Annotated in this window: 16 protein-coding genes and 1 pseudogene; 6 read left to right on the top strand and 11 right to left on the bottom strand. The window is 40.8% G+C overall.

All coding sequences use genetic code 11. The features are described 5' to 3' along the window. Positions 1-23: 23 nt before the first annotated feature. Genes IHE35_RS12255 through IHE35_RS12245 form a run of 3 tightly spaced genes read right to left on the bottom strand, consistent with a single transcriptional unit; the run spans position 24 to position 1,496 of the window. Positions 24-548, bottom strand: coding sequence for a hypothetical protein (locus IHE35_RS12255; RefSeq protein ID WP_242787851.1), 525 nt, complete (start codon positions 546-548; stop codon positions 24-26). A 5-nt stretch (positions 549-553) separates the two neighbouring features. Continuing rightward, positions 554-856 (bottom strand): YciI family protein, encoded by a 303-nt coding sequence (locus tag IHE35_RS12250; protein ID WP_242787849.1) that lies wholly within the window; start codon positions 854-856, stop codon positions 554-556. Positions 857-884: 28 nt separating this feature from the next. Beyond that, a complete protein-coding gene (locus tag IHE35_RS12245) occupies positions 885-1,496 on the bottom strand; it encodes a septation protein IspZ (RefSeq protein WP_242787847.1) in 612 nt (203 codons plus the stop codon). A gap of 44 nt (positions 1,497-1,540) precedes the next feature. Between IHE35_RS12245 and IHE35_RS12240 the strand changes: the two genes are divergently transcribed. After that, on the top strand, positions 1,541-2,392 hold the full coding sequence (locus IHE35_RS12240; RefSeq protein WP_242787846.1) for a PHP domain-containing protein: 852 nt from the start codon (positions 1,541-1,543) through the stop codon (positions 2,390-2,392). Positions 2,393-2,395: 3 nt separating this feature from the next. Here IHE35_RS12240 and IHE35_RS12235 read toward each other — a convergent pair whose 3' ends face one another. The 4 genes from IHE35_RS12235 to radC form a co-directional block, all read right to left on the bottom strand. Then, entirely contained in the window at positions 2,396-3,106 is a 711-nt protein-coding gene (locus IHE35_RS12235; protein WP_242787844.1) for a hypothetical protein, read from the bottom strand. Positions 3,107-3,178: 72 nt separating this feature from the next. Beyond that, positions 3,179-3,424 (bottom strand): hypothetical protein, encoded by a 246-nt coding sequence (locus IHE35_RS12230; RefSeq protein ID WP_242787842.1) that lies wholly within the window; start codon positions 3,422-3,424, stop codon positions 3,179-3,181. A 78-nt stretch (positions 3,425-3,502) separates the two neighbouring features. Further along, the gene (locus IHE35_RS12225) at positions 3,503-4,414 is read right to left on the bottom strand and encodes a bestrophin family protein (protein ID WP_242787840.1); all 912 of its coding nucleotides are present in this window, start codon (positions 4,412-4,414) and stop codon (positions 3,503-3,505) included. A gap of 68 nt (positions 4,415-4,482) precedes the next feature. After that, the gene (radC, locus tag IHE35_RS12220) at positions 4,483-5,181 is read right to left on the bottom strand and encodes a DNA repair protein RadC (RefSeq protein ID WP_242787838.1); all 699 of its coding nucleotides are present in this window, start codon (positions 5,179-5,181) and stop codon (positions 4,483-4,485) included. Positions 5,182-5,294: 113 nt separating this feature from the next. Between radC and coaBC the strand changes: the two genes are divergently transcribed. Then, positions 5,295-6,569, top strand: a complete 1,275-nt coding sequence (coaBC, locus tag IHE35_RS12215; protein ID WP_242787836.1) for a bifunctional phosphopantothenoylcysteine decarboxylase/phosphopantothenate--cysteine ligase CoaBC — start codon at positions 5,295-5,297, stop codon at positions 6,567-6,569. A 205-nt stretch (positions 6,570-6,774) separates the two neighbouring features. Then, the gene (locus tag IHE35_RS12210) at positions 6,775-7,278 is read left to right on the top strand and encodes a hypothetical protein (protein ID WP_242787834.1); all 504 of its coding nucleotides are present in this window, start codon (positions 6,775-6,777) and stop codon (positions 7,276-7,278) included. A gap of 55 nt (positions 7,279-7,333) precedes the next feature. On the opposite strand, the gene dusA is transcribed toward IHE35_RS12210, so the two are convergent. Next, positions 7,334-8,341: a tRNA dihydrouridine(20/20a) synthase DusA gene (dusA, locus tag IHE35_RS12205; RefSeq protein WP_242790008.1), complete on the bottom strand. Its 1,008-nt coding sequence runs from the start codon at positions 8,339-8,341 to the stop codon at positions 7,334-7,336. 151 nt (positions 8,342-8,492) lie between these two features. Between dusA and IHE35_RS12200 the strand changes: the two genes are divergently transcribed. Next, entirely contained in the window at positions 8,493-9,641 is a 1,149-nt protein-coding gene (locus tag IHE35_RS12200; protein WP_043973256.1) for a tyrosine-type recombinase/integrase, read from the top strand. Here IHE35_RS12200 and IHE35_RS12195 read toward each other — a convergent pair. Continuing rightward, complete coding sequence (locus IHE35_RS12195) at positions 9,625-9,897, bottom strand: pyocin activator PrtN family protein (protein ID WP_004644614.1); 273 nt, start codon at positions 9,895-9,897, stop codon at positions 9,625-9,627. The genes IHE35_RS12200 and IHE35_RS12195 overlap by 17 nt on opposite strands. Positions 9,898-10,082: 185 nt before the next feature. Here IHE35_RS12195 and IHE35_RS12190 point away from each other — a divergent pair, with 185 nt between their 5' ends. Next, complete coding sequence (locus IHE35_RS12190; RefSeq protein ID WP_242787832.1) at positions 10,083-10,964, top strand: hypothetical protein; 882 nt, start codon at positions 10,083-10,085, stop codon at positions 10,962-10,964. 108 nt (positions 10,965-11,072) lie between these two features. On the opposite strand, the pseudogene IHE35_RS12185 reads toward IHE35_RS12190, so the two are convergent. Then, a pseudogene (locus IHE35_RS12185) lies at positions 11,073-12,043 on the bottom strand (IS481 family transposase). A 26-nt stretch (positions 12,044-12,069) separates the two neighbouring features. After that, the gene (locus IHE35_RS12180; RefSeq protein WP_242787830.1) at positions 12,070-13,008 is read right to left on the bottom strand and encodes a hypothetical protein; all 939 of its coding nucleotides are present in this window, start codon (positions 13,006-13,008) and stop codon (positions 12,070-12,072) included. 175 nt (positions 13,009-13,183) lie between these two features. Between IHE35_RS12180 and IHE35_RS12175 the strand changes: the two genes are divergently transcribed. After that, positions 13,184-14,974, top strand: a complete 1,791-nt coding sequence (locus tag IHE35_RS12175) for a hypothetical protein (protein ID WP_242787828.1) — start codon at positions 13,184-13,186, stop codon at positions 14,972-14,974. The last annotated feature ends 375 nt before the right edge of the window (positions 14,975-15,349 follow it).

The raw sequence follows: 15,349 nt of genomic DNA, 5'->3' as shown, positions 1-15,349 counted from the left end.
AATACATCAGGAGAGGGAATAGCTTACCACTGACGACGGCGTTTGGTATAAACATAGCTCGCAATCAGGAAGCCCAGCAGCACGCCTACAGCCAATGTCGCAGCACCGTAGAGGAACATTTGTGCACTACGTTCACTTTGTAGCACCTGCACCTGAACGCCGAGATTATCGTTTTTCAGCTGTAGTTCCTGATTCTGGGTCAGTGCTTCAAGATTGGCCTTTTCCAGTTGTTGCAAACGTGTCGCCTGATCTTTGACCAGGGCCTTCACTTTGGCATCTTGCTGAGCCTTATTTTTAGCAATATCTTCTGCAGTCAATGGCTTGGCAGCAGGGTTTTGCACAAGAGGATTATTCGAAGCAGCCACTGGCATGATGCCAGGTTTATTGGCAGGCAGCGTTTGCAGTTGCGTATTGGCTACCGCGGGTTGCACAGTTGCAGGTGTATTTTGCGCTGGGGCAGCAGATTCCGCTGCCGGTGTTGCTTCAACTGCCCAGGCAGTTGTACAGGCAAGAGATAGACCGATTAAACTGGCAATTACAGCGTGCATGAACCTTATCCTTGTGGAAATGCTTTATTGAATGGTTTAACGTCAATATGCGCATAGACGCCTTCTTTTAAGAATGGTTCTTCCTGTAACCATTCATCCAATGCTTCGCGGCTGTCAAAATCCACAATGATGGTGCTGCCATAAAAACCAGCTTGCGGATTACCCGGTTCTTTTGGCATCGCGCCGGCAACGATTAAACGACCTTCATCATCTAATTTTTGCAGACGTTCCAGATGTTGAGGACGAATCGCAAGGCGTTTTTCGACAGTACCTTCCTGGTCGGTACAGCTGACAACAAATAATGGCATGGCAGTTCTCGATGATTTAGTTTAACTTTTATTCAGCAGCTTTAAAGTATTTGCGCAATACAATGAACTGAATAATGATAAAGGAAAACATCACGATCATGTCACCAAATGCGGTAAATTCACCCCAATATTTTCCATCCATAAAGAAATAAGCAAAGAAACCATGCAAGAAAGACATGACCGCAAACATTGCTGCCCAAGCATAGTTGAGCTTAAACCAGCCTCGTTCAGTCAGATCAAAAACAGGACCAAACAGACGCTGAATTAATGGTTTTTTATCTTTACTGAACCATGGTGAAAGCAGGAATACGCCAGCAAAAACCAGATTCAGCAGGACTGCTTTTAGACGAATATAGAAATCATCACTGAGCATTAAGGTGATCCCACCAAAGATCACCGTCATGAACAATACGATCCATTGCTGCTTGTCCAGACGGAATTTTTGCGAAACAAATAATGCGCCGTAGACCACTAACATGGAAATGATCAGACCTGTGGTTGCCACAAGAATATTGTTATTGTCGACACCGCCTGCGGAGCCAATCAGCTGGAGTAATGGATGGTTGGTATCTTTAGGATCTACTGTCTTATATAAATAAAAGAAAATAATGAGTGGCACAAAGTCTAAAAGTGCTTTCATGTTAGAGTATCTAAATCTGATCAAATAAATGTCATAGTATAGAGATGCACGGCGTAGATTTACATACACACAGCAATATTTCTGATGGAACTTTGAGTCCACAGCAGCTGGTTGAGGTCGCGGCAGCGAGCTTTATCCATACGCTGGCCTTGACTGATCATGACACCATGGACGGTTTAGAGCTGGCGCGTGAAGCCGCGAAAGATCACGAAATTAAGATCATTTCTGGGGTAGAGATCTCCAGTCAATGGTCACGTCCAGCCACCAAGAAGAATTATGGTGTGCATATTGTAGCTTTAGATGTTCAAAATCCGGAGCCACTACAACAGGCTTTAGAACAGCAAAAACGGATTCGAGCTGAACGGTCAAAAAGGATCTGTGAACTACTCATACCTCTGATTGGAGAAGATATTTATCCGGATGTAGTGGCTAAAGTCGATGATGTCCCAGACCGTGTGACGCGGACCCATATTGCCAAAACGCTAGTGGAAAAGGGGATAGTCACCCGTCCACAGCAGGCCTTTGATAAATACATCAAGGAAGGCAAGAAAGCCTATGTGAAGTTTGATGGACTGGGACTGGAAGAAACCATTCAGGTGATTCATGCCAGTGGCGGTTTTGCTGTGCTGGCGCATCCAACCCGTTATGATCTGTCTGCAACCAACATCCGTTACCTGATAGAAATTTTTGCCAAGTTTGAGGGTGATGCTGTCGAGCTGCCACCAGCTGTTGATCCGGCTTCTACCCGGCAGATGGTGGATCGGATGATTGCTGAACATGGACTAAAAGTGTCTGTAGGCAGTGATTATCATGGTGACAATATGCCCTGGATTAAGCTTGGTCATATTCCAACAGTTAAAGAAGGGCAAGTTGGTATCTGGGAAAGTTTCAGGTAGTCGTCAGGCTTCAATAAATGGAGACTGCTTTTGCTGCTGAATGTTCATGCCGAGAAGGCAGGCTACAGTCAAACTCAGTAACGCGAGTTGCCAAGTTGCTGTAGTCGCTGCCAACAGTAATAACGCAGCAACAAGCGTATAGTTCAGTAAATTACGATAAACAAAAGGATGATTTCGGGAAATCACTGCCTGCTGGATGGCTGGGTGATGTTTGAATTCTCGATAGCGTAGAAAATCGATCAAATTAGCGAGCGCCAGTTCCAGCTTGTCAAAATGCGCTGCCTTGCAGGACACCCGATAGTGCTTGCCATAGTGAGTGCTGAGCTTAAGTGTATAAGAAGATGAGCCCTCTTCACGACTCGCCTGAATATGTACAATTCTCGGTAAGTCCAACATGAGCCGGCTGGGAATATAGTCGAAGTAAATTCGGCCACGGATCGGCGTCGCGATATAGTACTGCAGATGCTGAAAGTTGTGATTTCCATCATGTGCATATATTTGCACAATCCAGCGCGTACGCATCAGGTAATAGACCAGAACCTTCTGGCCGATCAGTGCATCACTTGGTTGAACCTGGATATCCAGATAAGGTTCTGTGTTAAACACCTGATTCAGATCGACATTAAACCATTGCGGTGCTTCATGATTATTAATCTTTAAGAGTAGTTGCTGCTGTTTGCGTAGCCGGGTCGTGTGAATCTGACGCTGGCCCATAATGGTGGCATCTGAGCTGCGTAAGGCTCTTTCATGAATATCTTGCGCCAGTTTTGAATCAATCAGGTATTGCTAAATCAGAAAAGGAAATTTGAAATATTGTTTCCGGTCATAACTTAGACCAAAAACCAGTATGAAACTGATGAGAAGCAGTAAAAGCCAGTACTGTTTTAACCCACTAAATAAAATATCTTGCCAGGCCAATACACAGCCGAATGCGAACACGACCCCGCTACAAAGCAGTAAAGCCGTTAAAGTTACACCCGGACGCGTCACCGGTTGCGGTGTATAACGATGAATCCGTTGCTTGATATGCATGAGATCTTATTTTTATTGTTTTCATTATTTTAATTTTGAGCTGAACACATGAGTTGGGTTCAGCTGTAATGGTACTTCTTATAATAGATTATGATCTTGGGCCTGAATAGGTGGTGGAGTTGGTTTGCCTAAAGTACCCAAGAGTTCAATTTCAATGGTACGTACCATTGAATCAAGTGGTAAGTCATTGCTTTGCGTACCAAAAGGTTCTTCAATTTCTGAACTGAGAGCATCCAATCCCAAGAAAGTATAAGCTAAAATTCCGACCAACAGCGGTGTCACCATTCCAAGAGTCGAGCCCAGACTAAACGGCAGCATAAAGCAGAAAAAATACACGGTACGATTTAGCAAGACTGAATAGGCGAAAGGCAGCGGTGTGGTGGCAATCCGATCACAGCCTGTCTGTACAATACTTAGCTCAGCTACATGCTGGTTCATCTGCGCATAAATAATATCCGAGATTTCCCCTTCTTTCAGTGCCTGCATAAATTCCCATTGAATCAGACTGAGCGTGTACTGTGGGGCATTGGCCTGTTGATAGAGTTGTTGCAGTGCTTGAGAACTCATGCCACTGGTCTGTACCAGTTCGGTTGGATTGGCGGTCTGATGGCGCAGACGATCACGCAGTACATTGGCGAAGACAATCACATGCTGGATGACCCGCTCACGGCGTGCCTGAGTCAACATACGGCAGTCGCGGTCAAAATGACGTGCATTGGCAATCAGGATGCCCCAGAGCTTGCGCGCTTCCCACCAGCGTTCATAGGCGGCAGAGTTCTTGAAACCAAGAAAAATCGACAGTACTACCCCGATCAGGGTAAAACCAACTAAGGGTAATTCCGGTAAATGTAAATAATCGGTATAAGATAGCCCGCCAATAATGGCAGAGATGAGCATGACCACGCCTAGAGGGGGCAGTACCTTAGGTAAAATCGTTCCCCGCCATGAAAATAATACTTTAAAGATACTGGGTTGGTCACGTACGATCATTTATTGGAATCATCACAATTTTTTTCATGATCTTCATGAGTTGTGAGATCTTTGTCAAGCGCTATTGTTCAAGGTTTTACTGTATGAATGAGTTGCTGTTCGGCAAAGGAAAAGCTGCCTTCCCGGGCAATGATACAGTGATCAATCAGGCGGATTTCGACCAGCCGGCAGGCCTTTGCAATCTGCTGGGTGAGTTCAAGATCTGCTGCGGAAGGTCGAGGCTCACCGAGTGGATGATTATGGGCGATCACAATCGATGTTGCCTGTTGCTGAATGGCATGGCGGAGCAAATGATTAATCGAAATCTCACATGAATTAAGCGAGCCATAAAACATTTTCTTAAAGCTGATTTTTCTTAAGCCGGCATCCAGACAGAGTACGGCAAAGACTTCCTGAGCTTCTCCCAGCAGTTCAAAGCGCAGATAGTCCATGATTTTGCGTGAGTGATTGAGCTCCAGTGCATCCTGGCGAAGGTGCTCGGCAATATAGCGCCGTCCCAGTTCCTTGACAGCCATCAGCTGGGTAAATTTACTGACACCCATACCATGAAACTGGCTGATCTCTTGAAGTGGGGCATCCAGGAGAGTACTTAAATGACCAAAATGCTGAATCAGCAGTCGAGCCAGTTCCACTGCAGAATGCTGCTGGGAACCTGAGCGCAGGAATATTGCCAGCAATTCGGCATCGGACAGGCTTTGTGGGCCTGACTGCAACAGGCGTTCGCGTGGACGTTCCTGTTCAGGCCAGTGTTTAATCGAAAATTGCATGTTTATTAGACTTATTTATTATTAATTATTGTTTTTCATCCAAGAAGGTCTCTTGGGCATGACCTTATTTAATGCTATTGTGAGCGCCACTGCAACACAAAGGTAGCCTGTTTGTGAGCTTCGACGTAAGTGTAATTCCTCATAAAAATATTATTTTAGCTGTGACAGGTGGCATTGCTGCCTATAAAAGTGCAATTCTGGTACGCCGTCTGAAAGATGCCGGTTTTAATGTTCGTGTGGTGATGACTCAAGGTGCACAGGCCTTTATTACCCCGCTGACGTTCCAGGCACTGTCAGGTAATCCTGTGCATACTGAATTACTTGATCCAGAAGCTGAAGCAGGCATGGGGCACATTGAACTGGCGCGCTGGGCAGACTTGTTACTGGTCGCACCAGCAAGCTGCGATACCTTGGCCAAATTTGCTGCCGGTCTGGCTGATGATTTGCTGAGTACACTTTATCTGGCGACTAAAGCGCCAGTCTGGGTAGCGCCAGCGATGAATCAGCAGATGTGGGCAGCCAAGCCAACGCAACGTAATCTGGCCACTTTGATTGAAGATGGCGTGCATGTGATTATGCCTGATGCAGGTTCACAGGCCTGTGGTGATGTAGGTTTGGGCCGTATGCCGGAACCGGAAGATCTGGCACGTCAAGTGACCGAGTATTTCCATAAGGCACAACGAGCGATTGCAGAAAAATTTGGTCAGCTTGCGGGTAAGCGCGTCACGATTACCGCAGGTCCGACGCGTGAAGCGATTGACCCGGTTCGTTATATTTCTAATCACAGTACCGGGAAAATGGGTTTTGCCTTGGCTGCAGCCTGTTATGCCGCTGGTGCGGATGTAACGCTGATTGCAGGACCAGTTACGCTAGATACACCAAATGGTGTCAAACGTAAAAATGTCAGCTCAGCCGTGAAAATGCTGGATGAAAGTCTGCATATGCTAGAACAGGGCTGTGATATTTTCATTGCTACCGCTGCGGTTGCGGATTACCGTGTAGCACAAGTGGCAGAGCATAAGATTAAAAAAGCCGGTGATGAGCTGAATGTCGCGCTGATCAAAAATCCAGATATTGTTGCAACGATTGCCCAACAGGAAAAACGTCCATTTATGGTCGGCTTTGCCGCAGAAACACGAAATATTGAAGAATATGCAGCCGGAAAACTGGTCGCCAAAAAACTGGACATGATTGCCTGCAATGACGTCTCCCGTGCAGATATCGGATTTGCATCAGATGAAAATGCCATGACGGTATTCTTTGCAGAGTCCTATCATATGGAAAAACGTGATCTGGAAAAGGCTTCTAAACAGGAAATTGCCCAGCAATTGGTTGAAGCCATTCATGATGCCCTACATCGTGATTCTTCTGAGGATGATGATTTCTAAGCCAGTGATATATTGAAGCCCTGCATAGTCAGGGCTTTTTTTGTTTCTACAAAATTGACTGACTGTTCAATAGAAAACCAAGTATTTTGACCCTGAAAGATACTTTTGGCTATTTCGTGTCCATTTTGAAAAAGATAAAATAACCCCTATAAGAATCAGAATTTTTTTATTTTCCAGCCTCACTAATTTGAGCACTGGGGGTGGTATGAAAAGAATAAGTCTATTGTTTCTGAGCTTGCTATTATCAGCCTGCAGTTACTTTGTCTCTATTGATGAACTGTCGAGTAATATTCAGTCTCAGATGCAACGTGAATTTAATTCCAGTTTGGATTATCGCCACTACCGGTTGAAAGTCATGGCTGTAAAAATTGTCGAGCGTTCTGGTGATCATTTTCAGGCCATTTCTCAGGTACAGTATCAGGGCCAATCTTTTCCAGTTAAGGTCTCTATCCAGAAGGTGGAGCAAGGGTATAGCTGGCAGTTAGAAGATGATGCTTTTGCCTTTATTGATGAAGTTGAAATTCGGCGTTATGAACAGCAGTTACAGCAGGAACTGGCTATGATTTCTGCAGAATTCGAGCAAGATGAAGGCTTTGAGGATCATAGGGTGAATGAGATCACTGAGGCTGCAGCGCAGGAATCTACGATGGCATCACAGCGGGTTGAAGCACCCATTCCTGTGGGAAATATTACCGCCTATACCCAATAGGTTCTCTAATCAAACACCCTCCATAAAAAAGCACCGGAAAACGGTGCTTTTTAGATTAAAGGTTTTGGGTTTGCTGTTCGAGCAGATAGTCTTCAGTGCGTTTGATCGCTTCCTGAATATTGAACAAGGCGTTTTCTACATCTTTTAAGGTTTTGGCATTGCCACCGCTTAACGCCTGACGCCATTTACGCGCACCTGGTAAGTTCTGGAACAAGCCTAGAATATGACGGGTGATAATCGAGAGTGGTGCACCTTCTGCCATACGCTGGGCAATATATGGCATCATTTGTTGCATAATCTCAAAACGATCAGGGGCTTCAAGATTCCACAGTTGGCCTAACTCTGCCAATAAATAGGGATTATGATAAGCCTCACGACCAATCATTACCCCATCCACATGTTTTAAGTGTTCAACCGTTTCCGCATAGGTTTTGATCCCACCATTGATTTCAATCAGCAGTTCCGGACGTTCCTGTTTCAGACGATAAACATCTTCATAGCGTAGCGGTGGAACTTCGCGATTTTCCTTCGGGGATAGGCCTTGTAACAGGGCAATTCGGGCATGCACAATAAAGTTATTACAACCTGTCTTCGCCACGGTATCGACAAAATGCAGCATTTCTTCATAGGAATGCATATCATCAATGCCGATACGATGTTTCACTGTCACCGGAATATCTACAGCATTACGCATCTCACCAATACATTCGGCCACTAAATCCGGCTCAGCCATCAGGCAGGCACCAATTTTATTGTTCTGTACCCGGTCACTTGGACAGCCGACATTCAGGTTGACTTCGTTATAACCCCAGTCCTGTGCCATTTTGCTACAGGTGGCCAGATCTTTGGGATTAGAGCCACCAAGCTGTAACACAATTGGCTGTTCTTGCTGATTAAAGTCCAAATGACGTTTGGCATCACCATGAATGATGGCACCTGTCGTTACCATCTCGGTATAGAGAATAATATTTGGGTTAAACAGACGGGCAAAGAAACGATAATCTTTGGTGGTCCAGTCCATCATCGGGGCAACACTGATTCTCGGAGATTGAGTGTTTTCAATGTTTTTGTTAATAGTCATTAAAAATCATACCTTTAATCTATATTCTGCAACCTGCGAGAATCTGTTTGAACCTGTGTTTAGATGGGTGAATCCGTTTGCATTTACACCAAATTTTACACCATAATAGAAAAAATAGCTTTTGGTGTAAATTATGGGGTCAATTACAGCAAGGAAAGGTGCAGATGGCAAAGTTAACTATCGTGCTGCGATTCGAATCACTCGAAAGGGCTTTCCTGCTTTTTCTGAAAGTAAAACATTTCACTCAAAGAAATTAGCTGAAAACTGGATTAAGAAACGAGAAGTCGAAATTCAAGAAAATCCTGATATTTTGCTTGGCAAAGAAAAGTTGATTGATCTGACCTTATCAGATGCCATAGATAAATATTTGGATGAAGTCGGGAGCGAGTACGGAAGGACGAAACGCTATTCTCTGCTCTTAATTAAGAAGCTACCAATTGCGCGCAATATTATCACAAAAATAAAATCAGTACATTTGGCCGAGCATGTGGCTTTAAGGAAGGGTGGAATTCCGTACCTCGATCTTGAACCTATTGCGACTAGTACACTGCAACATGAGCTTTTACATATCAGAGGTGTTCTTTCTCATGCTGCTGTTATGTGGGAAATGGATATTGATTTAAATAGCTTTGATAAGGCTACTGCTCAGTTAAGAAAAACACGTCAAATATCCTCCAGTCAAAAAAGAGACCGACTGCCTTCGAGAGATGAATTGATTGCATTGACGAAGTATTTTGCAGAACGATGGAAGCTAAATCGTTATGGCTCTAAATACCCAATGCATTTGATTATGTGGTTTGCAATTTTCTCATGCAGACGTGAAGCTGAATTAACACGATTGTATCTTCGAGATTATGACCCACATCATTCAACGTGGAAAGTGCATGATTTAAAGAATCCTAATGGTTCTAAAGGTAATCATAAGTCATTTGATGTACTTGATCCTTGTAAGGAGCTGATCAAAAGACTGAAACATTCAGAAGTTCGAGAACGGATGCTAAAGCTTGGACATAATGAAAATTTGTTATTGCCTTTGAATCCCAAAAGTTTGGGTAAAGAGTTTAGAGAGGCTTGTAAAATTTTGGGGATTGAAGATTTACGATTTCATGACTTGAGACATGAAGGCTGTACTCGATTAGCTGAACAGAGTTTTACTATTCCTGAAATTCAGAAAGTAAGTTTGCACGATTCTTGGGGGAGTTTACAGCGTTATGTATCAGTGAAAGCGAGAAGAAATATATTACAGTTGGAGGAGGTGCTACGCCTCATCGATGAAACGTAGCAAAATCTTTGGATGCCTCTGAATATTGCTTATCCAAGACAGCAGCAAGATCCTTAATGTGTACCAAAAATGGAGCACGTTTACTTTTATCTATTTTGAATACTGAGAAAGGGAATTGTTGATTATTCGCTTTTCTCAGTGCTTCGGCTTTGCTGAGGTGGGGGTAATAGTCAGAAACTACTGTCATTAGTTCAACGGTCATAGAACGATACTTTATAAAAAGTAGTTCGGTAGTATTAATTTGAAAGCAATTCATGAAGTGGGTATTCCATACATAAAACTTTTTTAATTTGAATGGGTCACCTTTGAAGTAAGGCTGACCATCCCTATGTCTTAATCTTATTTTTTTGATGTAGGTCTTTATGTAATACTAATAATTAGAAATAATATTTTACTAGAGTTGTGGTATAACATATTGAAAACTATTATTTAGATTCATAAATGAAAAATTGCACACTTCTTGATTTTGAGCAATTGAAGGATGAAATTCTGAATTGCTTTTTGGATCATGCTGGACGTTTTTTAAGAGAACATAAAATAATAAGCGATCCTGATCCAAAGACTGAGTTTGAAGCGTCAGAACGCGAATTTTTGGTTGAACTGATGGTAGAGCATAGCCAAATGCAGTTCGTTGGTGAAACGTATTCGGTACAGGACTTGCTGAATTTGCTTGGTCAAATTAATGCGGTAATAGAGAGGATTCGTGATTATAGACAGCAGCAGATTAATGAGAAATATTCTGAAATATTAAATAAATATATTGAGTTGGTTGTTGATGACGGCGAGAGAGTCTACACCTATAACCCGAGTTTGAAGCGTAGAATCAATGGAATTTTGAATATAAGAAAACGATATGCGCCGCTGTTGCATAAAAAGCTTGAAATATTCTATTCAGAATTAACTGGTTATGCTCAAAAAAATGGAAGATTTAAAAATGCTTCGCAGGCAGTACAACTGATTTTACCCACGCTGCAAATCAAGTTTAGAGAGTTTGATTTGCAATGGGTTCAAAGCAGATTAGAGACAAATAAACAGAAAATTTTAGATTTAACAGAAGCCAGAAAAAATAACGAAAATAAAGACACCTGTGAAGATGATGATTTTGGTGTGTCATTTAATATTCAGGATAGAACCTATCTAAACCAGATTAGGGAATTACAGAATGAAAATAAAAAATGGGAACAGTTTCTACAGCATCCAGAGCGGTATTTTCCACAGCAAAAGCAACTCCCATTTAATACAGCATATTGCGATGAAGTGCTGGTCAATCACTTAAGGCGTCGTCCTGATTTATTGAAAGAGATTATCCAGGTTCCATTATGAATATCATTGAGGTGATGAGGGGACTCGTTCTTAGGCAGCAAGTGTATGAGGTGTACTATTGCTGCTTGCTCCTAAAAATGAGTGACTAGTACACTTCATTTGTGTGATTCATAGAGATCGTTTCAATTTAGCGATCTCTAAATCCATCTTGTAATTGGCGTGTTGAATCCGTTCATTTGATGGGTTGTATTGCTTCTGGACCTCATCAGAGAAAGGGGTTTCTTCACATAATTCAAAGTACCTTTCCATCGGTGTTTTACCTTTCAAAGCTGAATGTGGTCTCATCCAGTTATAGTAATGCTGCCATTCGGCTAGCTTGTCTTGGATATCTTCAGAATTAATATCGACAGTAGCGTAGAACTCAGATTTATCAGTCTTTTGAGAACGCTCTACCTTGCCATTCAAATGAGGTGAACCAGGTTTATTTCGCCTAAATTTGATTCCATGCTGCATCAATTTTTTCTGTACTTTTTCAGCAAAGAATTCTCGCCCTCGATCGGTCTGTATTCGCTGTATGGGAAAAGGCATTTCTTCAATTACGCAGTCTAAAAAGTCGAGAGTATTCGCTGCTGTTCGGCGTTTAAATATCCTTAAAACGCGATATCGTGTGCAGTCATCGATAGATGTGTATTGATATATTCCAGGACCCAGTTTACAGGTATCCTTTGAATTCTATCGCCTGGTAATGGGCGTTCATAACGAATGAAATCTGCTTTACGACGGAATTTTTTAATCGGTTTGACTTGATGGGTGGAGAGTACTTTATGGATAGTCGCTAAGGACAACGAGACTCCGTGTAGCCTCATCAATTCTGTTTGCAAACGTCGAGCACCAAGATTTCTAGCCGAGCGCATTTCTAATATTAAAGCTTCTAGCTCAGCATTGATTTTAGTATTTGGCGATTTTAAGGGACGTTTACTCTGACTACTTAATCCATCAATACCTTGTTCAGAATATCGTTTCCACCACTTGCGTAACGTTGGTCTAGAAATGCCACATCTCCGACAAACTAGGCCAGCATCATTGGTCTCTTCAAATAATTTAACCCATACGAGTCTTTTTTGAATTTCTCTGTTCATAGACACCCATTATATTGAAATGATGTCTATGAATCACACACTTCATTGTCATTTTGTACGGTATTGCCATATTGATGATGCTGATCAAATCCTAAAGCATCATTTAAATTTGATCGATTTTTCATTATAAAAAATTGTTTTTGTTCTGCGCATTCATTTCTCAATTGAGTTTCAATTTCGCTAAGTGCTTCGGGTGCAAGAGTTTGGTTAATGCTTTGTTGATCTGCTTCGTTAATCTCGCCTAAAAAAGCTTTAATTTTCTCTAATTCAATGGTTTGATTTGTAGCCCATTGAATTAGGTATTCCTCAAACTCTTTTGCAGATTTGCTCATGTTTTGGTGGATGATATCTTTTTGGTGCACGAGCTCTTTTTCGAGTTCTGTAATTTTTTCATCTTTTAATTTCAATTCTTGCTTTAAATTAGAATCATGATTTGAATTCTGTTCTTTTTTGAGTCTTGATATTATTTTATCTTTTTCACTTAATTTAAAATTATGTGCATCAATTAAAAATTCTAAGCAGTTATCTAGACTTTTAAACTTACAACTTTTTTTAATTTTCTCAAGTTGTTTTAATATATTTTCGTCCATTGTGATTTGTTTGGTGATGCGGTTGGATTTTTTTTTCTCAGAGTGGTATTTAAATAAAAGGAATTTCTTTTTTAAAATTGCAAAATGTTCATCATTAGTTTTAATAATAAAATTTGTTGTCTCACATATGAGGGGGGTTATAAATATTTCGTTTGTGTGGGATGTCCTAGCCAAGTCTTGTAGAGAATCTGATATTAAATTCTCATGTGATCTAGGTTGGGGGTGATTTGTAGATATGTAAACAATCTTTTGGCCAGGTTTATCAAGCTTAGTTAATAGACTTTCCTTCATGTAGCTCTCTTGATCCAAGAAATCTTTTTTTAAGTCCGTGTCAGTCGATAACCATTTATCTAAGGTTAAATGTGGTCGTGCCATTTTAAAATTCATAAATATTTACTTAACATTTATATATCATTAATTAAATATTAAGTAAATATTAATTATAAATTAACTGTTAAAAAAACAAATTTCAATTATCATTTCATGCCTATCATTATTGCTGTAAAATACATATACCCAAAGGAGAACTTGGTGTGTGGGAATTTTTAGCATGAGTATTCAGGATTCTGAACAGCGCTTTTTGGCGCTATTTATGGCTTTCTATCAAAGGGTGGAGGGGCAAATTTCAGCCTATGCTTTTTGGGCATTAATCACGTTTATCAGAAATTTTGGAGACGGAAGTACATCATTGCCACTCGGTGAATTATCAAAAGTGATCGGCATACAGGTTAAAAAATTACGGGGTGTATTGAATGAGTTGGAACAACAGGGGATATTAAAAATAGATTTTCCTGAAACTGGAAAAAGGTCTAGAGTTCGCCATTTACAACTTAATCTTACTTATATAAGGCTTGATTCAGCCACGTCTATTGAATGGTTAGAAAATAGTAATAAGCGTATGGTTAGGCAGATCCCTTTATTAAAATTAATTCAGACTTTATTTATAAAGAGTGATGGCATAAGTATTAGCAATTCACCTAAAAAAATAGAGATCGACTGCTATCTTGATTATCGAAGTTATCTTGTTTTATTACGGTTGCTTTACGGTGCAGACTCGTTTGGGATTGTTATAGGTTGTGGAATTGATGAAATTGAGCGAGCCACAGGTTTAAGCAAACAATCTATTTATCGTGCTATACAGCAGCTTAAAAAAAACGGATTTATCCGCTGCCAAGCGGATGGCGCAATTCGAAATAGTTTTATTCAAACAGAGTCTCCAATATACGCTTTAACCCTTTCGCATAGGTTTTGGGGGGATGCTGCGATCTTCGGCAAATTTTATATTTTGAAGTACCCCCAGCCGCATGTTTTTGAAGTTCAGAAAGTGGCCTCTATTTTTACCGTGCTTGATCAAAAGAGTGACTTGCTCCTAAACGATGGAAAAGACAACTCAAAGACTGGTTTGGAGGTGTTGAAATATAAAAATAACTATTTGCTGCACGATCCTTTGTGTTGGATGAAGCCCATTCTATACAAAAAGAATAATGATTTTGATGTAATACAAAGAGCGGAAGTCATGAAATTCTTTGATCATTATTTAGAGTTAAAGCAGCTGCGTCCAGAAAACTCATTATCCACTACTTTTAATTTAAAGCCGCATGAAAATATTTTGAAAGATGAGGAAGTTTTAGATCATTCAGAATCTATCCAGCATCTTAAACTCAGCGGGATGTGTAATCGCTTAGGTCTTTTTCAAAGCTTGCTTGAGCAATGGTGCTGTCAAATATATAGCAAGAATATATCGCTTTTTAAAATGCTAAGAGATGCTAACCCTGCAGTAATTGATGATGAAAGCTTTGAGCGTTTAGGGTGCACAGACTTTCTCTATCCGTATTCATTGCAAGCCACTCAAATCAAAACAATCAAAGAGGATATGACGCTAAAAAATGAGTCTGATAAAATTGAATCAATGATCACCTTCAAGTTAAATGCTGAGCAGTCCAGAATTCATCAGTTTTTAATGGCCGTTATGGATCTGATTGCAAATAACCAAATTTATTTTTTTCAGCAATGTATGCGGAAACATTCTGATATTGACCAAAAGCTCAGTGCAACTAAAAGTAGTTTGGGAAGGGCATTGGTAAATGCAACTGAAATAGTGACGCCTTTTAGGATTTTACCTCGGTCATTTATACAGAATACATACAGCTGTTGCTTTGTCCCTGATCAGCATGCGGAAGCTAACAGGTATGTCTTAAGTGAATTGGCGTTTCAAGAACCCTTTCAGGATGGAACTCGCTTTGATTTTCCTACACAGCAAATAACAGAAATTTCACCAACACTGGCAGAACTTAAAGATTACGGACTGCTGCATCATCACTGTTTGTCATTATTCGAATAGTTTTTTTGCGCTAAGTTTTTTTGAAAAAACCATTTTTCTGACTTAACTATCGTAACGCTAAAATATATAAAAAGCCGAGCTTAGCCGAAGGTTTGGAAATTCTGCTGATCGGCTGGGCTATGGTTATTGCTTTTGCGCTAAGACGGTTTTATATATTATTAATATATAGAGATTAATACTAATAATAGATTAATGACTATAGATCATAGAACTATAAGTACTAGATATATCAATACAATCACTATTACTCATACAGATAACAAGAACAGTTGGATATGTCATATAGACTGAATACATATCCCAATATGGATGATGCTATGGATCAATAGTTCATGCAGGATGAGAGCACTATTCGATATATGCGGATTGTGGATG

Origin of the sequence: Acinetobacter sp. ASP199 (assembly GCF_022700675.1) — a bacterium.
Classification (GTDB): Bacteria; Pseudomonadota; Gammaproteobacteria; order Pseudomonadales; family Moraxellaceae; genus Acinetobacter.
The sequence above is the reverse complement of the archived record's forward strand: the minus strand, read 5'-3'. Positions and strand labels throughout refer to the sequence as shown.